Here is a 20505-nt window from a genome sequence, read left to right as displayed (position 1 = left end):
CCGATTGTCGTCCGTCGGTGGTAGAACTGTGTTGGTATACGAGGAAAATATGAGTTCTACCATTGCCGGTGAGGGGAGGAGGGCGACGTGACCGGCAGCTCCCCCGACCCGGGCCAGGGCAGCCGCCTGGCCCGACGCCTGGTCGCGGCCTCCCAGACGGAGCAGGACCAGAGGAAAGATCCTTCACCGCGTCGTCCGAGCTCCGGGGCCAGAGTCCTTCTGCTCCGTGTCGGGTACTGGTCGGCCACCGTCCTGGCGATGCTCGGCGCGCTGGTGCTGATGGCCATGGCCGGCACGATCAGCACCCAGCACCAGGACGAACTCGAGGAACAGGCCCAGGACGGCTTCGACGCGCAGGACCGCACCATCGCTGCCCGGCAAGGACTTGAAGGTCTGCCCAGCAGCGGTGAGGCCCAGCGCTGGCTGCTCCAGGCCGCGACCGCGGGCGAGAACGTCGCCGCGGCACAGAACATCTACCTGGAGAACGCCGGGCCGATCAACGCCGACGACCTGCCCGCACAGACGCCGGGGCTGGGCGAACACGACGAGTGCACCCCCTACCTCGGCCCCCCTCCGCCCAGTAGACGTGAATACACCGAAGAGGAACACATCACCTGTGCCGAAGGACTGCGGGAGAGCGCCGTCAGCGGTCTGGAACGAAAGCTGACACCGCACTTCGCAGCCGGTGCTCGAGATTCCGACGGCTTCAACGCCGTGAGCCAGTGGCACTCGTGGGTGTCCACCCTCGACGACGACGCCTCGCTGAGCGGGTACACGTGGGTCGCCCACCAGGCCCAGGTCTTCGAGAAGGACATGACGATCCACATGGTGTGGACCCTGGCCGAGGACGAGACGGGCCGGACCGTCGCCTGGCTTCGGGGCCGGTACGACCCGGTGGTCAAGAAGTTCGACGACCTGGTGCTCGGCACCGTCGCCGATGGTGAAGGCGCTGGTGAGGACGATACCGGCAGCCCTGTCGAAGACAGCAGGGAGGACGCGCAGAGCGACGATCCCGAGGGCGGTGAGTGATGAGTCTGGCAGAGATCGAGGCCTACGAGCGCGAGCGCCGGCTCCGCCGCCAGAGAATTCGGCGCGCCGTGTCCTGGGCCCCGTTGGCGCTGGCTGTCCTGATGCTGGCTGCGGGTGGGCTGTTCCTGTGGTCGGCCTCCTCCGGCCACGAAGCCGACCGTGCCGAGGTCGCGGCCCTGGTGGAGGAACACCGGACCGAGGCCGAGGAAGCGGAGGAGGAGTTCCACGCTGCCTGGTCCGGAGTGCTGGAGAGCTCTTCGGCGGTTCGCGTCGAGCGGCTGGAGAGCGACGGCGAGGCGATGCGCGATCTGCTGCACGAGACGGTTCTGGGAGGCGGGACGGTCCCGGCGTCGCCGGCCGTGACGGGCGACGGGGAAACCTCGGACCTGTGGGAGGACCTGGCTCGCGACGGTGTTCCTGGTGCGGACGACGCCTCGCAGGCGCAGCTGGGACCGTTCGAGCCGGTACTGGTCGGCATCGAGGGCACCACCTACGCCTATTTCGCGTTCGTCGAGGTCTACGAGGCCGGTGCCGGGGAGCATCCGATCGCGGCGCTGTCGGTGGCGTGGTCGACCGACACCAGGGGCGCGATCACCCGGACCGACGCCCACTGGACCGAAGGGCCCCTCGAACGCTCCTAGAGCACATACCTGAGACGTCACTCCCAGACAGGAGAACCGATGAGCACCACCGGCACCGGGGCCAAGGGCAAGCGGAAACCGCGAGCGAGGAAGAGCGCCGCGCAGCGGGCCGCGGAGGCCAAGCAGGCCGACATCGGCGGCAGCGCGCCGTCTCTGGGTACTCGCATTCGTGCGCGCGTGGGGGATTCGGGAGCGCGCTCGGTCCTGGTGGCTGTGCGTGCAGGCCTCGCCATCGCGTCCGGCCTTGCCGGCTACGTGTTGGCGATGTTCGCGGCGGTGACCGTGGTGCCCAACCTGTTCGTCGTGGTGTCGACCGGAACCGGAGTCGGTCCGACATCTCCGCTGGAGCTGCAACTGATGCACTGGCTGGCACCGTCGCTGTTCCTCATCGGCCTTGTCTTCGTCCTGGTACTGGTCGCGGTGCGCTCGCTCTGGTCCGCTCAGCGACGCCTGGGCGATAAGGCCCGGAGCGCCCTGCTGGGTGACGAGGCGGACCCAGCCCCGGCCACCGACGGCGCCGGCAGCTGACAGGTCAGCAGAACTCCGACACGAAAGCGAACCCCCCGCATGAAGATCGCGCCTCTGAAGGCCACTGATCCCTGGTTCCACCGCGTGGCTCGGCACGGCAAGGCCGACGTGCAGACTCTGAGTGCTGTGTCCTGCGACATTGCCGTGCGTATGGAGGCCGTGTCGCTCCTGCACCACGGAGCGGACCAGAACTACCGTCCCTACCTGCACCTGCGAGGTCGGCTCACCCAGATCCAGCCCGACGTCGAACTGCCTTACGGCATCACCGGACTGCCGTTCCACCGGGGATCCGAACCTGTCGTCGACGCCTTCTACGAATTCGATTCCGCCCAGCTCGCCGAGCTGGTCAGCAAGGGCTACTTCAGTGCCCGGTTCCGTGTGCCCGAGTCGATGGTCGGCATCGTGTGGGAACTACCTGCCGAGGTGGATTTCCTCGTGGTCGCCCCGGAGAGCGCCGAGCAGCCTCCGATCGTGTTCGTCGACGTGCGCGACCAGAACAGTGCCGTGCTCACCGAGGAGACCAGCGGCTACAGCCTCGCCGAATATTTCCCGGACTATTCCTCTGAGGACCTGGTACAGGCCTCGGCGGTGAGTGAGACACCGGTGCCCACCCATTCGGGCGCGATCCAGGACCTGTTCGCCGATGAGGAGTTCGAGGACGTCGAGTACAGCCGGCCGACGGAGCCGGACCACCTCGGCACGGCTTCGAGTCGGGCCGGGCAGGTCCCGGAAGGGGTGTTCGACAGGCTCATGGCCGAGGTCGAGGCCCGGCGCCGGGTCGAGGAGAACGCGAAGGAACCCGAGGTGGACTACGACCCGGAGGCTCCTGAAGGTGTGCTGCGGGAGAGGATCATCCCCGGCGTGGAGAAGGCGCTGTCGGGCATGCCCGAAGAGATTCTGGTCGACTCCTTGAGGCGCAGCACCGAACATACGCGCTCCGCGGCCTCCGGGACCGGTCTCCTCGACCTGGAGGAGGAAGACACGGCCGAGGCCGGCGCCGCCCCGGCCCGTGCGAGTGTCCACGAGAGGGTTGCAGGCGAGCGGCAGCTCGAGATGGACGACCACCAGCCGGGAGACTGATCTCCGGTCGCAGCCTGTGCTGTGCTCGGACCTCCCTTTTCTCCCCTGCGCCTGTCCGCGGATCGTCGCCCACCTGGTGGAGAAGGGGTCCTCCGCTGCATTTCAGGTCATGACCGAAAACGCTTTGAACCTGGTATCTAACGTGCGTAAAATATTGAAACAATACTGGTTTATGAGCAAGGGCGAGACGAGCCCGTGTTCCTTCCGTCCGTGGAGGCGGTAGCAGTTGTTCACCAGGTCGGACGGTTCCCCCGATGACAGGCTCAACGAGCGCTACCCCAAGTTGGCCCGGTACAGTGACCCCCTCAAGGCCCCCGAGCGGGAGATCGTCGGCCGCGAGCGTGAGATATCCCAGCTCATGGCCGCCATGGCTCGACCGGAATTGTGCAACGCCCTGCTGCTGGCCCCGGCCGGCGCGGGAAAGACCGCTCTGGTCCAAGCGGCGATGCTCGAAGACACCAAACGGGTGTACATGGAAGTCGATCTGGCCCGGATGATCGCGGGACTGAGCACACCCGACGAAATGGCAGCGCTGCTCAAGGGACTGTTCGACGAGGCCGAAAGATTCAGCGCCGACGAACACGTCGAGCTGGTGCTGTTCATCGACGAGTTCCATCAGGTGGTGCAGCTCAGTGCCGCCTCCGTCGAAGCGCTCAAACCGGTTCTGGCAGCCTCCGGTGCCCGCGGCATCCGCGTCATCGCGGCCACGACCTTCGACGAGTTCCACAAGTACGTGGCGCCGAACCAGCCGCTCATGGAACGCCTCCAGCGCATCAACGTCAACCCGCCTGACCAGAAGACCACGGTCGAGATCCTCAAGGGAATGGCCAAGCGCTACGGGGTGGCTGAACAGTTCTACGACGACCACATCTTCGAGCTGATCTATGAATACACCAACCGCTATATTCCGGCCTCGACGCAGCCGCGCAAATCAATTCTGGTACTCGACTCGATGGTGGGTTGGCATCGCTACAACGGCCGACCGATGGACCGGAACCTCCTGGCCGATGTCCTGATGGAGTCGACCAACGTCAACGTGGCATTCCGTGTCGACGCGGTACAGATCAAGAACCAGCTCGACAGTGCGGTGTTCTCCCAGGACTTCGCCACCAGCGTGGTTGCGAAAAGACTGCAACTGTGTGTCGCGGACCTGAACGACAAGACGAAGCCCATGTCTTCCTTCCTTTTCACGGGAAGCTCCGGAGTGGGAAAGACCGAGCTCGCCAAACAACTTGCCCGCCTGCTTTTCGGTGACGACCAGCGCCATTTGGTCCGCTTCGACATGTCGGAGTTCGCGCGTGAGGAGTCCCTGGATCTGTTCCGATCGGAGCTGACCAAGCGCGTGTGGGACATGGGGCACGCTGTACTGCTGTTCGACGAGATCGAGAAAGCCGCATCGGCGATCACGCGTGTGCTGCTCCAAGTGCTCGACGACGGCAGACTCTCCGACGACAACGGCCGTCAGGTGTCGTTCCTCAACACCTACATCGTGCTCACGACCAACGCGGGCTCGGAGATCTACGAGACGATCGCCCAATACAACGTGGACGACAGCGGCTCGGGCAAACAGTTGGTGGAGAAGATGAAGGAGATCCGTCGTTCCATCTCTACCACGCAGGGTGACAACAAGTTTCCACCCGAGCTGCTGGGCCGCATCGACGTCATCGTCCCCTTCCAGCCGCTTTCACGCGAGACCCAGCGCAAGATCGTGAAGAACAAGCTGCGTCAGATGCGGCGTGAGGTCATGGTCAAGCACGGTGTCAGGGTCGAGATCGCTGAACGGGTCCTCCAGTACCTCATCGACGACCATGCCGACACCGACTCCAACGCCGGTGGCGCGCGAGCGGCTATCGCCAAGATGACCGACGAGGTCACCACCGCCGTCGCCGCGTTCGTCAACGCCCATGCGCACGAGAGGGTCCTGCGGGTGGACGTGCGCGGCACGATGCGCAGCGAGGACAAGGGCCTTCTCAAGAGTGAATCCCACATCGAGGTGGCTGCCGCACGCTGAGGCGGCATGTGGGGCAGCAGTGGGGCATCGAGTGACGGGTGCCTGATACAGCTCGGCAGACGAGCGGTCCGATACGCCATGGCCAGAACGAGAGGATGTGCCGATGGGTCTCATCGACAGCATGTGGAAGAAGGGGACGGTCGACAGCAGGTCCTCGGACGGCTCGAAAGATGTTGCTGCGTCGAACGGTGACAGCGGGAAGCGGGCCAGGCGGCGCAAGCCTGAGGAGATGCTGGCGAGTGTGGTGCGGGAGAGCACCGTCAACGCCGCGATCGACCTGCTGAGCCGTAACGATCCCTTCGTCCTGCCCGGGCGCAACTCCTGGGTGGTCCTGGCCCTGCCGGTGGAGAACATCGGCGGACTGAGCAAGAAGCAGCAGAGGGACGAGGCCAAGGGCTCGCTCATCGAGCTCATCAACCACGACCACATCCAGACCATCACCACCCGTCAGCTCCTCGACGAAGAGGTCCTCGGTATCATCCCCACCCCTCAGACGCTGGAGCGTATGGGGGAGTACTCGCTGCTCACCGGCACCACGTACTACTGGATGATCCTGGGCCCGAGCCAGGACCGCCAAGAGCTGCTGGTCAATGCCGTCATCGATGAACCGGTCTCCTACACCGAGGCGGTGAGCATCTCCAGCGGCGACCGGAGCCTGGCCGACCGGTTGCCGCAGGTATGGGCCTGGACCCAGGCCATCGAAACGACCGCGACCTCCGTGGACACCGAGGACAGCGCTGACGCCGATGCGTTCGATGATGCCGTCGCCACGGCACCGCAGCCCGCTTCGGCCACCGAAGGCGAAGACGTCCCTCCGGCCGGGCCGGAGGCCGCGATGCCTGCCCAGGACGAGGACATCGACCGCCACGAGCTGGAAGACGATTCCCCGGCGGTCGGTGAGTCCGCGGCGACCACGTTCGACGAAGAGCCGAGCGAGGATGTGGCATCTTCGGTTCCCGAGAACCTGGACGGTGACGGAACCGGTGGCCTCGAGCACGAGGACGAGGACTTCACGACGGGGAGTGCGCAGGAGCCGGCTCCGCCTTGGCGGGACTATGCCGAGCAGCACCAGGAGCAGGAGTTCACCGAAGAGCAGGTACGTCTTACCATCGCGCGGCGCTTCCTCCCCGACGACCTGGACCTGGAGATCCCGCTCGCCGACTTCGAGGCCACGTTCGGTACCGGGGCACGTCCGGTACGGCTGGAGTTCAGTGACAACTCCAGCGACTGGCTCGGCGAGCAGGTCGCCCTCATGGCAGGCCAGGCCAACGCCGAACTGGAGAAACTGCACAGGGACCACCGCAAGGATCTACGTCAGTTCTTCGTCGAGACGATGAGCCTGCATGCCGAGTCGGTGATGCGCGAGGTCGACGAACGGCGCGAAGGCACGGTCTACCACATGCTCTCGAAGGCGGCCGAGGAGGAGTTCGCCGAGCTCAGGTCCAGAGCACACGAGGAGGTCAGCGCCCAGCGCGCGGAGATCACCCGGCGTTACGAAAAGGACGCCAGCGAACGAGCCGAGGTTGCCGCGGCCCAGGCCAGACAGGCGTTCTGGGACCGGTTCCGCCCGGAGCTGGAACGCAAGATAGCCGACGTGGCCCCCGAGATCGAGCGTCGCAACGAGGAGCGCTACGCCCATCAGCGCCAGCTCGTGCTGGAGATGCGCCGCAAGGACGCGCACACGCGGATGCAGCTGGGCACCACACGCGCCCTCCGGCTTCTCTCCGAGCGCGAAGCGGCACAGCGCGAAGCAGAGATGGAGTTGCTGAAGCAGTGGAATGCCAAGGTGACGCGCTTCATCGACGACAACCGCAAGCACGACATCGTCCGCGCCAAGGCGCTGTCGGAACAGCTGCGGTTGGACAACCGGATCGAGGAGATGCAGGCCGAGCACTCCGCCCGGGTGAAAGAGCTCAAGGCCGAGCAGGAGGACCAGGCGCGCAAGCTGGGGGCCGAACTGGAGCGCGATCGCGAGCGGGCCGAGGCACGGTTGCGTGAGCGTGAAGGGGAGTGGAAGCACGAGATCGACATCAGGGACGAGAAGCTGCGCTCGGCCCACCAGCTGTACACGGACCTGCAGGCGCAGATGCAGGACATGGCCGACAGCATGCACCGGCAGTATCGCAGCAGGATCGAGGAGCTCGAGGGCGACAAGCGCTCCTATGCGGAGGAACTGAATCGGACCAATCGCGTCCACAGCCGCTTCAACAAACTTCTCCTGGTTCTGGCAGCGGTTCTGGTGCTGATTTCCATCGCCGTGGGAGTCATCCTCGGATGGACGATCGGATACGGGTCGGCCGGCACGGCCGTCAGCGCGATGGCCGTTCCCGTACGGTCCGTCTAGGGAAGCCGTGCGCCGCGGTATGTCCCGCAGCAGGGCACCGCCTTCATCGATGAAGGCGGTGCCCTGTTCTTTGTGAATCGCAGCATCCGGACAATCTGTCATATCCACTGATAAACCAATAGAATCAGCGAATCGCAGTGCGCATGTCAACAGAAAGGCGCGCCTCATGGCCAGGAGGAGTTCCAGTCCCAAGGCGAGCGCATGGGACAAGCTCTCATCGCGCAAAGCCGGGGAGACGCTCGCCAATCGCGACATCTACGAATCCCAGCAGCTCGACCGCAGTCGCATCGGACGCAAACGGACCCGCACCACACGCACCGTCCTCGCCGTTGCAGCGGGGTCGATCATCACCGTGCTGATGTGGGCGCTGTGGTCGACAGGCCAGTTCACTGCGAGCATCGCGGCAGCCTCGTTCAGCGGGCCTGTACCTCCCGATTTCGTCGAACGCGAGAAGCTGTCAGCGGCCCAGTACTGCTACCGGGTTCTCGACGAGACCGGGCAGGCGGTTTCCGACCAGCCGTGCTACGACACGGAGGACGAGGCCCGGCAGAACCCGCCGCAGTGGGTGCTCGACGACGTCGCCGAGCAGCAGGCGGAGATCGAAGCCGAACGTGAGGGCGAGCCCGACACGCTCCTGGGGTGGTTCCTCCACCTCACCTGGTTCAAGCTCACCGTCTCAGTCGGTACGGGCCTGTTCACGTTCGCCGTGCTGTACCTGTGGCTCATGCGCAACCGGGATGCGCAGAACCTCCTGCACGACACCAGCGACATCAACCAGTATCAGGGTGACCAGCACATCGCCCTGCCGGAAGAGATCGTGCGCAAGTTCGACTGGTTCCCCGACGTGGGTGCGCACAGCTCCGTACAGCCCTCGTCGATGATCAGCCACGTCATGGTGGCCCGCAAGGGCATCAAGTCGATCGAGGTCGCCCAGCGTGCGGAAGAGGACGTCCTCGACTCCGAGGGTGACGTCGAACACCTCAAGGGCGAGATCCTGCGCGACGAAGATGATCGGGCGATCACCAAGAGGATGCCGCTCGTCGACGAGAAGTTCGGTGATGACCTGTTCGAGGCCTCGGGGCTGCCGAAGGACAAGAACATCCGCAAACGGTTCGACACCACCAAGATCCCCTACAACCCTGAAGGCAAGGACCGGGACAAGCTCGGGGCGCACAAAACCGTCGCGGACATGATCAATGACGACTGGGAGTTTCCCGAATACGAGGTGCAGCGCCCGGCAGGTGCTTACATCGTCGACACCGCTCCGGTCAACACCATGGTGCTGGCCATCACACGTGCCGGCAAGGGGCAGACCTACATCGAACCGATGATCGACATGTGGCTGCGTGAGAAGCGCCCCAACAACATGGTCATCAACGATCCCAAGGGCGAACTGCTGGTCAAGAACTACGTGCGGGCCACGATGCGCGGCTTCCAGGTGGTGCAGTTCAACCTCATCAACGCGATGAAGACCGACATCTACAACCCGCTCGGTATGGCAGCCGAGGCCGCTCGGGAAGGTGACTCGACCAAGTGCGCGATGTATATCGAGAACATCGCCGATGTCTTCTTCCCACTCGACGGCGGTGAGGACCCGGTGTGGCCCAACGCTGCCAACAACGCCTTCAAGCGCGCCGCCTATGGGCTCATCGACTACTACCTGGAGGAAGAGCGCGAACTGCGTGCTTATGCCGCCCGGGTGGACATGGACCCTGCGGTGCTGGAGACCAAGCTCGACGAGAAGTGGGGCAAGGTCACGCTGTACAACTGCTACCAGCTGTTCGTACAGCTTTCGGCGAAGAAGGTGAAGAACCCGGTAGACCTGATCGAGGAGAAGATCCAGGCGGGCGAGTTCGGAAACCTGGAGGACGGCACGTTCCGCGAGGCGGAGGCCGAGGCCGCGCTCGAAGAAGCGGAGAGCAAGAAGTTCCTGTGGGAGGACAAGAAGGAGCTGGACATGCTCACCTTGTTCTTCAATGCCACCAAGGCCCTGCCGACCAACTCGATGCGCACCCTGGTCGGTAACGCCGACAATGCGCTGCGGGCGATGGGCGCGGCCGAGAAAATGCTGGCGAGTGTCTACGGTATCGCGATCACGGCGATGAGCTTCTTCACCGATCCGACAATCTCCACGCTCACCTCCGGCACCCCGAGCCAGAACACCGACCTGGGAGGGTTGAGCTTTCCGCGCCGCATGGGTGTTCGCTTTTCCGTGAACTACCTGAAGCGTGACCATTTGATCGGGGCGCAGGCCAAGTGGGACGCTTATGCCGACGAGAAGTACGAGAGGGAACTCGGCGAGGACTTCGAGCACGAGGACATCGTCTCCCGTGAGGGATGGGCTCGCTACTACTTCAAGGGGAAGTTCTCAGGGAATGTCGCCTACATCCGGTTGCGGCTGTTGAACCCGCAGACCGGTATGCTGATCCGGACTTTCTACTTCAAGTTCACCAAGGGATACCAGACCTCTCTCAACGGTCGGTTCTACGTCACTGACCCGGTGACCGGTGAGAAGATCATCAGAAACGGCATCCTGCTGGAGTTGAAGAAGCAGGGAGACGGTTCGTTCGCACCCGGTCACACCACTTATCCGCAGATGCGCCTGACCAACATCACAGAGGAACTGCCGAAGAAGGAGATGGGGCAGGCCAACGCGATCACGCAGACGATGGTGCGCTATTCGGAGCAGCCCAAGGCAGTTTTCCTGGTGACGCCGCCGCACCTCATGAAATATGCCAAGCTCATCCTCATTCTGGTCAAGCAGCTGGTCGATCTGAACTTCGACAAGTCATACATGACCAAGGAGAACCAGAAACCGCTCTACAAGACCCGGTTCATGCTCGATGAGCTGGGCAACCTCCAGTCGGAGGGGCACGGTATCGCCGGGTTCGAGACGATGCTCTCGATCGGGCTGGGCCAGGAACAGCAGTTCACGCTCATCCTCCAAACCCTTCAGCAGCTGCGCGACGTCTACGGCGAGTCGGTGGACAAAATTGTGCAGGGAAACACCTCCAACATCGTTTTTCTCAAGAGCACCGATGACTCGATGCTCGACACATTGGAGAAGATGTCCGGCAAGCGCCACACCACCTACATGGACTCCAAGACCGTGACCCAGGACAAGGGGCAGCTGGTCAAGGGTATGAGTGTGGAGGGCAAGGTCTCCTACACCATGTCGACCAAGGAGGAGCCGGTCATCTCCTACAACGACATGGCCTTCATCTCCGAGCGCAACTCGATCGTCTTCAGGGCCGGGGACCCGCCGGTGTGGAACCGCAACGAGACGATCCTGCCGATGTCGTGGCGGATGTTCAAGGACACGATCGTGCACCCGGGACACGACTACACGCTCCAGACCATCCCGACGCTGTCCAGCGCGGTGGACTTCGACGTACGCATGAACCAACCCGACTTCGAGGCGATGCTGGCCAAGCGCATGCAGCAGGCCGAGCTGACCGTCGAATGCCGGGAGAAGTACAAGACGGCGCACGGCCTCACCGAGGTCGACGTCGCGCGGCTGGACCCCGACACCTACGCCAACGAAGTCATGGAGCTGGTTGATGCCGCCCGCGGTGAGGCCTACGCCGAGGAGCACGACCTGGGCGGTTCCGACGAAGTCGACCTCGAGGATCTGGAGGGGGCCATCGACCTGGACATGTCCTGGGAGTACGACGTGGCGATCCAACAGGTTGTCGACATCCAGAAGGGGAGGATGGACGAGTTCCGCCAGATGCGCTATGCCGACAAGCTGATCAGCCGCGACATGCTGGTCCATTTCTCCTCCGATCCGGGGCGGCCTCACGCGGGTGCGCTGGACGGTCCTTTGGACACTCAGATCACAGAGGCGTACAAGGCGGTACGTCCGGCACTCGAACGGGACAGCGCCCATTTCTCGGTGGGCGGCGACGGCTCACTGCGCAGCGCTGACGGCTCGCGGGTCTACATCTCCCCCCAAGACGAGTCCGAGGCGATGCAGCGGCTCCAGCAGGCCGGCGAGAGCGAGTCCGAGCGTGTGTTTGCCGAGGACCCCGAGCAGCTGACCGACCTGCACGGATTCCGCGTGCACGGAGCGTTCTACGAGTTCCTCGCTGAGCAGGAGAGCTGGCTGGGCCTGGCACGCGGAGAATTCGACCGGGCCATGGCCGACGTGATGCGCAACCAGGGATAAGGGAGGCCGGTGGGCAAGGGCGGGGTCCGGAGCTCCCCGCCCTTGGCTGCTTCCTCGATGTTTCGCGAAGAGTTGGGTGCGGATGTATATGCCGGGGAAGGCCTCGGCCTCTCGCCCGATCCCGATCACGCAGAGGGCTTGTCTCCGGGCTGCGCGGAAACGGTTTCGAGGGCCTGGCCGAGGTGGTGAAGAAGAACGTGGGCATGTTCACTGGTGGGATGAGCCAATGATTCACCTCGTGCCAGGCGCTGGGACGGGACGGAGAGGAGAGGGACCGGAGCCACCGGATGATACGGGATCAGAGATACGCAGTCCCTTTGTGAAGCAGAGCCAGGGGTGGTGACGAGCCTGCGGGCAACTGTGCCTGCGGTCCGGAACGGGCGTCGATCCAGGTCATACGCAGTGGTGTCAGGAACGTTCCTGCCGGGGCCGCGGCAGCAGAACATTGCGGGTCAGCCGGGCGTGCGTGCCGATCGGGATGCTCCGGAGAAAAGCATCCTGGTGAAACTCCACATTCAGCAGCGACCGGAAGAGATCCATTTATTCTGATACCGATGGACCCGAGTGCACAGCCCAGTCCCGGGGTAGGGTAGGGGACGGTGAGCGAGTTCATATGCCACAAGAAGGCGGTGGGCACATCGGTGCACCTCCAACCGATGGGGGCCGGGGCCGACGATGGGAGTTGCCTCCTCGTTGCCGATTTCGGTGGTGAATGCTTTTACGTGCAACGCAGCGGGCTTCGCGCACGGCGAGGTGTGTTCTCCGCCAACCGGACCGTCCGCGATGGAGCAGCCGACCTCCGAGATTGCTCCAGGAACTGGGGAGCGAAGTTGTCCCGATGGACGACAGGAGCGAGCGACCGACGTGTCGGGGAGCAGTGCACACCAGGACCGTCGGCGCCTCCTTTCGAAAATGGTGGCCTCGTTCTGCCATTGCCACGGCCCCAGGTACTGGACCGTGTTCGTGAGCAGCGGATATTCGTGCCGGGGCTGCGTCAGGCGCGGTCTGAGAGGGAACGGATCAAAGCTGCGACAACGGACCTTCGCTGAGCTGAGACGAGACAGGAGAGGTCGTGGCGACGGGGAAGAAAAGGACGTTAGGCGCTGAAAGGTACCCGAACCCGGACGAGGCAGTCGGTGAACGGAAGGCCGGCTCCCGAGCCGGTGAGCGGGTACGTCGGCGTCGCAAGGAGCATGAGACCAGCGCCCCGCAGGGCCGGCGCAGACAGCACGAGCGCGGACAGCGGCAGAACATGCGCGGCACGTTCGGAACCGACGGTGACCAGATTGCTCGGCTCAAGCTCCAGACACAGCTTGCACGGGATCAGTTCATCAACAGTCTGCGGGCCTCGGGCATCACCTCGTCGGCCGAGGCCAGGCCTACCCAGCGCAAGAAGATCAGCGACCTGCATCAGGCCTACGTCTCGATGATGGTGCTTCAGTGCCTGGATCCGCTCAAGCGCGGAGTCACCGCAGAGAACGTGCTCCGCACGGTGGGCATGGGTACGGCGATGTGGCTGCTCTCGTCCAACTTCCGCGCCCAGGTGGGGGACCAAGCGGGAAAGATGGCCACCGCTGTCGGAGCCCGTCTGGACCTGCGGGCCCGGCGCGAGGCGAAGATCGCTGCCAAGGGCGAGAAATCACGTGAGAAAGAAGCCCGGCACTTCAACAGGACCGGCCAAGGCCGTGAAGACATGCGAGGCCTGTCCGGATGGCGCCACCGGAGGCGCCTGGAACGCGTCGAACGGATGGAACGCGGCGGCCGCGACCTGTTCACCGAGCACAGCGCCGCACTGACACACGTGGGTATCGCCCAGAGCGCCTACGACGAGATGCGCAAGCCCGGCGCCGACCGGGAACTGATCAGGCGGAACTACGAGAGCGCCCTCAGCGCACTCTACGGCTACGTGGACGACGACGGCTTGGATCGCAAGGCAGTGGCGCGCAACATGCGTGTCATTGTCGGTCAACTCGTCGAGCAGAACCCTGAGCAGGCGGCGGTCTTCTCCGAACTGGGTCACGGGCAGTTCGTCAAGACCGAACCGCAGAGGTTCGTCCTGCCGGGCACCACCCAATGGGTGACGGCTTGGACCGGTGACTACGTCGACGCCTACCGCGGTGATGTGATCACCGACGGAACCTTCGCCTTGCGTGATCCGATGGAAGCCGATGAGCACCGGAGCGCGGTGGCTCGGACCATGTACGGCGAACTCGTCAGCGCAAAAAACCCGGACGAGTTCAGCGAGGTGATGGAGCAGTACGTCATCGGCTCCGTCACTCGAAAGTATCCCGAAGCGGTCGAGCTGACCGAGGATGCCGCGGAACGGGCACGACTCAACCGGTCCCGGGCGATGTTCGCGTCCATGCGCGGGGACGGACTCAGCGAACAGGAACAGAAACTGGCCTATGTGGGTGGGTTCGTCGAATCCTTGCGGGTTCTGGGCCGTACGCACCCACAGACGGTGGCCCAGTGGCGCCGGAACCTGACGCCCGAACGGGAGCAGCGAATACGCGATCTGATCGCGAGGTACAGCGATTTCGGTGAGCAGTTGGCACGTGACCACGGGCATGCGGGAGAGCGAGACCGAAATGGACCAGGGGAGACCTCTCCCCCTGGACCGGAGGAAGCCGATATCGTCGATGCCGTCATCGTCGACGATGCGCCGGGGGGTGGCCGGCAGAATTCGTCACCGACTCCAGCCGCAGGCTCTTCAGGAGCCATGGAGGTGTATTCGAGGACTCGTGCCCCGGAGGGGATCGATGTGCGAGACGCAGGGAGCACGGAGAGGAAGAAGTCGGTCTCTTTGCGTCGGGCATCAACCTCTGCTTCCCCAGAAGCAGGAAGTAGTCCAGAGTTCGAGGGCTGAGCGGTTGCTCGAACAAAAATATGGAAAAAGAAGGAGAAAAATAAATGCATGAGATCGATTGGCTGGACGTCTTCGGTGTAGGTCCTGAGGACCGCAAACGCTGGGAGGAGATGGAGGCTGTTGCGCAAAAGCGCATCGAGCGGGGGGGAGGCATTATTTCCTTTGCCAAGGAAGCGGCTGATTCGGGTCTGAACCTGGCACAGCAGGCGGCCGAGGCGAAGACGCAGGCGGCTCAGAGCGCACGGCGGGACGATGCGCGCGCAACGCGGCCCAGGCGCCGAGTGGTGGAAGAGCGAATCGAGTTCCTCGACGATGACCCCGAGTTCGGCTGAGAGTCCGACCGGCGCGCGGAGCAGTGCTTTGCCCCTTCCAAGCGGCGCTGGATACACTCGTCTACGAGTGAAAGACGACATCATGCCCTGATCGACACGGAGGACCGGCCATGGCGGCGCCCCAGACTCCCGCAGACCCGGAACGCGTGACCAAGCGCGTGTACATCGCTTCGGTGGCGCGCCGTGCCGGGTTGCCGAAGAGGGTTGTCTCGCAGGTCTACGACGCTGCCATGGCCGAGCTCCTGGACGTGGTCGGCCGAGGCAGCCGCCTTGTCCTGACCGGCTTCGGAAGTTTTGAGCGACAGTGGCACAAGGGGCATCCCGTGAGGTTCACCGGGGCTGGAAATACCAGGGTCGACGACTACTCCGTGCTGAAATTCAGCGCGACTCGACAGACAAACCAGTACATCGGGAAAGATTCATGGTGATGGAGCTCAGGTCGCCTGAGATCGCCAGAAAAAGGCCTCTGGCAAATTAATTTCTTCGCCGCCCTCTCTGGGGGGCATTTCCTCCCTGCCTTCAAGGGTGCTGCTGTGGTCCCTTGGGGGCTCGCATTTTTGTGAGTGCCACGGAGTTGGAATTTCCTTCAGGTTCTGCTGTCATTCTTTTTTGAGAAGATGCTTGATGCAGTTCTTGACTTTCCTCCTTGGGCTCCTGGAAAATGCGGGAACTTATTCCCGGGCATGCCTGAAGAGATCGAGAAGAAAAATATTTTCTGTTGAGCTATCATTATTCGTATGGTCGTAGCGGCATTCCCCTCCGGGGTCGGAACGTGGCTTCCGAAGAAACTGTTCCGTTGCTGCCCGGTCAGCCGAAGCCGGATGGATGTGCTCGGTCGAGCTGTTGTGCTGAGGTTGCTCCCGGTCCCCGTCGTCAAAGCAGGGGAGCCGACTGAGCGGGGCGGTGTCACCTGGTTGGTGCCGCCGACGCAGCAGAAGGAGGTGTCAACTTCTTCTGTGAAGCCGATTGGGATCCGTGGGCCTTCTGCCCGCAGTGGTCCGGGGATTCTTCTTCCGAGTCGTCACCGATAGCGAAGATCGGTCGGATGCATGCACCCATCTCGTATCGAGATCGATGGAATGAAGAACATACATTGGACTCATTCGCCGTCGGCAGCGATGCTTGTCCCTGGACAGCAGCGGCGAAAGGATGTCGGCGTGCAGGAAAAGAAAACGGTGTTGGTCACGGGTGCGACCGGTGGCCAGGGCGGTGCCGTTGCCCGCAGGCTGCTCGACGGCGGCCAGGCGGTGCGCGCCCTCGTCCGCGACACCGGGAAGGCGGAGGCCAAGGAGCTCGGCGCGCTCGGTGCGGAGCTGGTCGCCGGTGACCTCGACGCCCCCGAGTCGCTGAGGGAGGCGGCGCGGGGCGTGGACGGGGTCTTCGCCGTGGTGCCCGCCGATCTGGGGAACCCGGAGCCGGAGGTCGAGGTGAGCCGGGGCAGGCACCTCGTCGACGCCGTCCGGGACGCGGGCGTCGGCCACCTGGTCTACAGCTCCGTGGGAGCCGCCGGGCACAGCTCCGGCGTCGCCCACTTCGAGACCAAGACGGAGATCGAGGCGTACATCGGCACCGCCGGTGTTCCGACCACGGTGCTGCGTCCGGTGTTCTTCATGGAGAACTGGCGGTACATGCTGCCGGCGGCGGAGAACGGGGAGCGGGTCGTCCCGTTCGCCCTGGGCGCGGACACCTCGTTGCAGATGATCGCGCTGGAGGACATCGGCCGGATCGCCGCCGAGGTGTTCGCCGAGCCGACCGAGTTCCTCGGCCGGAAGATCGACATCGCCGGCGACGAACTGACCGTGCGGGAGATCGCCGAGGTGTTCACCGGGGTCGACGGTGTCCCGACCCGCTTCGAGCAGCAGCCCATCGAAGAGGTGCGGGCCGCCAGTCAGGAGTTCGCGGCGATGTTCACCTGGCTCGGCGACAAGGGATATCAGGCCGATGTCGCCGCGCTCCGCGAGCGGCACCCCGGACTGCTGACGCTGGAGACGTGGCGGCGCCGGGAGACCTGACGCCCCTGCGGGCCGACGGGGCGGGGTGTCAGGGACGGCCTCGCGTCCGAGGGAGCGAGCCCTGGGAGGTGTGCCGGCCGGGCCCGCACATGTCCGGTTCCTGGCAGGGCGGGAGCCTGTGTCCGTGAGTGCCGGAACGGCCCGACCGCGGTCTCACTCCGCAGCCACGCGTACGCTGCTGCCCGGCACGGGCCCACGATCCGGGGTCCCCGGCCCGGTGGAGATACCGAGGATGGCGAGGAAGGCACTGGCCGCAGGCGTGCACACGGTCCGGCTCCAGATGACGTACTCGGCACGGCTCGGCGCGTCGATCACCTCGATGGTGGTCACACCGGTCAAGCGGGGCACGTAGGCGGAGGGGAGCAGGGCGATACCGAGGCCCTCCCCGACCAGGCGGGCCATGTAGTCCGCAGAGGTCACCTCGAAGGCGACGTCGCGGCTGAGCCCGGCGGCGGAGAAGGCCAGGTCGGACTGGATGCGCCCCGCTGTTCCGGCAGGCATGTCCACGAACACCTCGGCGGAGAGGCGCCGCAGGTCGACCGTCGACTCCTCGGCGAGCGGATGGTCCGGCGCGACCACGGCGACGTGCCTGTCGCGCGCGAGCTCGTAGGTGTTGACGCCCTTGGGGACCACCGTGGTCGGCAGCCCCAGGAAGGCCACCTCCAGCGCACCCTCCCGGACCTGCTCGACGAGGTCGTCGCTCGCGCCCACGCACAGGCCGATGCGCACGTGCGGATATTTTTGGCGGAAGTCGCGGAGAGCGCCGGGGACGTCGACCGCGGCGACGGTGGGAATGAGGCCCACGGCGAGCCGTCCGCGTACTTCACCGACGGCAGCGGCGGCCTGGGCGGCCGCGCGCTCGGCGGCGTCCAGGCACTGGCGGGCGGCGGGCAGGAACGCGGCACCGGCGGGGGTCAGCCGTACCCGGCGGCTGGTGCGCTCGAAGAGTTTGGCACCCAGCTCCCTTTCCAGACGCGCGATTTGATGGCTGAGCGCGGATTGGGCGACCAGGCAGCGTTCAGCGGCCCTGGTGAAGCTGTTCGTCTCGGCGATGGCGACCACATAGCGCATCTGCTGGAGTTCCATGGGCTCCTCGTATCGGCCGTCCTCCCCTCGTCCCGCTGCTTGGAAACGGTCGGAGAACGAGAGGTTCGGCGGAGTCGTACGGATCTTATGGCTGTGCCTCCGGATCGGAGCCAGAGTTTTCCTTCGGTCCACGGCAGGTGCGAAAGCTTTCGGAGAGCCGCGGGATTTTTGTCATCCGGGAAAATCGGTGACAGGGAGGTCAAAGAGCCTCTGTGTATCAGGGCCTGAGGACGTGGCGCGTGCCGTGTTCCCTCTGCCCGTGGCGGTGCGTGAAAGCGGCGGCAAGCAGGCCGAGCCCCGTGATCGCGACACCGAGCAGGCAGGTTCCCGTCCAGTGGGCACTGACCCAGACGATGGGCGCGAGGACCCCGCCGACGGCGCCGCCGGCGAAGAACAGGGTCATGAAGACGGCGTTGATCCGGCTGCGCGCCTCCGGTCGCAGCTCGTAGCAGGTGGTCTGCGACGCGTTGAGCATGGCTGTCTGGCCCACGTTGATCAGGACCACGCCGACGACGAGCCAGAAGACCTGACCGTTCTGCGCCGGCAGCATCACGGCCCATCCCGCAGCGGCTGAGGCCAACCCCGTGAGGAGGACGGCCCGCGAGTGCCCGCGGTCGACGAAGCGTCCGGCCAGCGGCATGCAGAGGGGGCCGAGCACGCCGAGGAGGCCGATGAGCCCGATGGCGGCGGGGGACCATGCGTAGGGGCGGCTGATCAGGAGCAGGCTGATGGCCGTCAGATGGATGGTGAAGGAGGCCATGGCCAGCGCCGCGATCGCGATGGGCCATCGCAGCGCGGGGAGTTCGACGAGCAGCGTCGCCGTGGACCGCCACAGACGGAGCGGCCGGGTCGCGTCGCTCGTGTCGCGCTCGCCTTCCGGCAGGGCGCTCAGGACGACGAGGGCGATTCCCACCAGCAGCGCGGCGGTGATCCAGTAGACGGCACGCCATCCGGCGAGTTCGGCCACGATGCCGGAGAAGGCGCGGCCGATCAGCCCACCGGCGAGGACCCCGGCCATGACGACGCCGATGCTGCGGGCCCGGCGGTCGGGAGGGCTGATCTCGGCGGCGAACGGGACGAGGACCTGTGCGCCGACCGAGGTGACGGCCGCCAGACCGGTGGCCATCAGCAGCACCGAACCGCCGGGCGACGCGCCGGCGACCCCCAGGAGCAGACCGGTGCCTGCCAGCAGAACCGCGGCGAGGCCCCGGCGCGAGTACCGGTCCCCGAGGGGGACGAGAAGTCCGAGCCCGACCGCGTAGCCGACCTGGGCCATGGCGACGGTGAGGCCGGCGGCCGTGGTGCTCATGTCCAGCTCGGAGCGCAGCAGCCCGAGCAGCGGCTGGGCGAAGTAGTTGCCCGCCACCGACAGGCCCGCCGCCACGGACATGATCAGCAGCACGAGCACCGGGCGCGGTGCACGGGCCGGCACCGATATGCCTGCGGGGGCATCGATATTGGTCATGCCTCCATAATCGGCAGGGCGCGACCGCGGGTCCAACGCATTCTCTTCATGGATGGCATCTCGGTTTTCGATGCTTGGGCGGTACGTGCCCGAGTTCTCCGCGCGACGGGTTCGAGGATGTCCGCTACGAATGCGCCTTCCCTGTGGAGGTGGGGTGATCAGCCCAATCCTTCTCGGGGGCGGAACGGATGTGACCTCTCCTCGCCGCGACGGGAAAGAAACCCTTCCGTGATATCCGGAGATTTCCGTTACGCTGATCCGGCGCGTTCGGCCGGGAAAAAAGAGGAGGACCGGAGCGGTGGCGGAATATTCATGGGACCACAGCCTGGACACCGTGGACTTCGAGGAGCTGTCGCAGCTGTACCGGATCGCACCGCTGGGGAACAAACCCCCGGAGGAGCTCGAGGTGGTGTTCGGGAACAGCAGGTTCTTCTGCTTCGTCCGGGACGGCGGGGCGCTCGTCGGTGCCGGACGGGCGCTGGCCGACGGCAGGGACTGCGCCTACATCGCCGACGTGGCGGTTCACCCGTCCCACCAGGGGCGGGGCCTGGGGTCCGACATCGTCCGCGGGCTCGTGGAGCTCGCACGCGGCCACAAGAAGATCATCCTCTACGCGAGCCCCGGCACCGAGGCCTTCTACGAAGAGCTCGGCTTCCTGCGCATGAACACCGCGATGGCGATCTGGAACGACCCGGACCGCGCGGTCCGGTCCGGTCTGCTCGGCCGGAGCCCTCGGTAGCGCGGCGGGGGAGCGTCGGGCGGGCTGCGGTCGTCCACTGTCGTCCGGATCGCTCATCGGCACGCCCCCGGGCAGGGCTTCTCCGGTGCCGGCGTCTCCCGCCCTTCCCCAGGGCTGTTTCATTCTCGGCATGCAGTAACGTTCGCGCTGGTCACGGCAACCCGATCACGTCTAGCGGGCGGGTGAACGCCTCATACGACACCC

14 protein-coding genes are annotated in these 20505 nt (G+C 65.0%); 12 read left to right on the top strand and 2 right to left on the bottom strand.

Going from position 1 to position 20505, the window contains the following annotated elements:
- Positions 1-87: 87 nt before the first annotated feature.
- The 11 genes from FHS13_RS17580 (at position 88) to FHS13_RS17530 (ending at position 17011) form a co-directional block, all read left to right on the top strand.
- Positions 88-1029 carry a hypothetical protein gene (locus FHS13_RS17580; RefSeq protein ID WP_184293037.1) on the top strand — a complete coding sequence of 314 codons (942 nt, stop codon included), beginning with the start codon at positions 88-90 and terminating at the stop codon, positions 1027-1029.
- Positions 1029-1670, top strand: coding sequence for a hypothetical protein (locus FHS13_RS17575; RefSeq protein WP_184293036.1), 642 nt, complete (start codon positions 1029-1031; stop codon positions 1668-1670). The genes FHS13_RS17580 and FHS13_RS17575 overlap by 1 nt, the downstream gene beginning before the upstream one ends.
- Positions 1671-1709: 39 nt before the next feature.
- On the top strand, positions 1710-2198 hold the full coding sequence (locus FHS13_RS17570) for a hypothetical protein (RefSeq protein ID WP_184293035.1): 489 nt from the start codon (positions 1710-1712) through the stop codon (positions 2196-2198).
- Positions 2199-2237: 39 nt separating this feature from the next.
- A complete protein-coding gene (locus FHS13_RS17565) occupies positions 2238-3278 on the top strand; it encodes an AAA family ATPase (protein ID WP_184293034.1) in 1041 nt (346 codons plus the stop codon).
- A gap of 226 nt (positions 3279-3504) precedes the next feature.
- Positions 3505-5289 (top strand): AAA family ATPase, encoded by a 1785-nt coding sequence (locus FHS13_RS17560; protein ID WP_184293033.1) that lies wholly within the window; start codon positions 3505-3507, stop codon positions 5287-5289.
- A 103-nt stretch (positions 5290-5392) separates the two neighbouring features.
- Entirely contained in the window at positions 5393-7633 is a 2241-nt protein-coding gene (locus tag FHS13_RS17555; protein WP_184293032.1) for a coiled-coil domain-containing protein, read from the top strand.
- A 166-nt stretch (positions 7634-7799) separates the two neighbouring features.
- Entirely contained in the window at positions 7800-11801 is a 4002-nt protein-coding gene (locus FHS13_RS17550) for a type IV secretory system conjugative DNA transfer family protein (protein ID WP_184293031.1), read from the top strand.
- Positions 11802-13053: 1252 nt separating this feature from the next.
- Positions 13054-14667, top strand: coding sequence for a hypothetical protein (locus tag FHS13_RS17545; protein WP_184293030.1), 1614 nt, complete (start codon positions 13054-13056; stop codon positions 14665-14667).
- Between the two features lie 44 nt (positions 14668-14711).
- Entirely contained in the window at positions 14712-14999 is a 288-nt protein-coding gene (locus FHS13_RS17540; protein ID WP_184293029.1) for a hypothetical protein, read from the top strand.
- A gap of 110 nt (positions 15000-15109) precedes the next feature.
- Positions 15110-15427: an HU family DNA-binding protein gene (locus FHS13_RS17535; RefSeq protein WP_184293028.1), complete on the top strand. Its 318-nt coding sequence runs from the start codon at positions 15110-15112 to the stop codon at positions 15425-15427.
- Between the two features lie 729 nt (positions 15428-16156).
- Positions 16157-17011 carry an NmrA family NAD(P)-binding protein gene (locus tag FHS13_RS17530; RefSeq protein WP_184293027.1) on the top strand — a complete coding sequence of 285 codons (855 nt, stop codon included), beginning with the start codon at positions 16157-16159 and terminating at the stop codon, positions 17009-17011.
- A 153-nt stretch (positions 17012-17164) separates the two neighbouring features.
- Here the strand turns inward: FHS13_RS17530 and FHS13_RS17525 are convergent, their stop codons facing one another.
- Together FHS13_RS17525 and FHS13_RS17520 are read right to left on the bottom strand one after the other, a co-directional pair.
- The gene (locus FHS13_RS17525) at positions 17165-18097 is read right to left on the bottom strand and encodes a LysR family transcriptional regulator (protein ID WP_184293026.1); all 933 of its coding nucleotides are present in this window, start codon (positions 18095-18097) and stop codon (positions 17165-17167) included.
- A 217-nt stretch (positions 18098-18314) separates the two neighbouring features.
- A complete protein-coding gene (locus FHS13_RS17520; RefSeq protein ID WP_184293025.1) occupies positions 18315-19562 on the bottom strand; it encodes an MFS transporter in 1248 nt (415 codons plus the stop codon).
- Between the two features lie 298 nt (positions 19563-19860).
- Between FHS13_RS17520 and FHS13_RS17515 the strand changes: the two genes are divergently transcribed.
- Positions 19861-20301, top strand: coding sequence for a GNAT family N-acetyltransferase (locus tag FHS13_RS17515; RefSeq protein WP_184293024.1), 441 nt, complete (start codon positions 19861-19863; stop codon positions 20299-20301).
- Positions 20302-20505 lie beyond the last annotated feature (204 nt).

Source organism: Nocardiopsis algeriensis, assembly GCF_014203695.1.
GTDB classification, from domain to species: Bacteria; Actinomycetota; Actinomycetes; order Streptosporangiales; family Streptosporangiaceae; genus Nocardiopsis; species Nocardiopsis algeriensis.
Note: the sequence above shows the minus strand (reverse complement) of the source record. Positions and strands in the feature narration are given on the sequence as shown.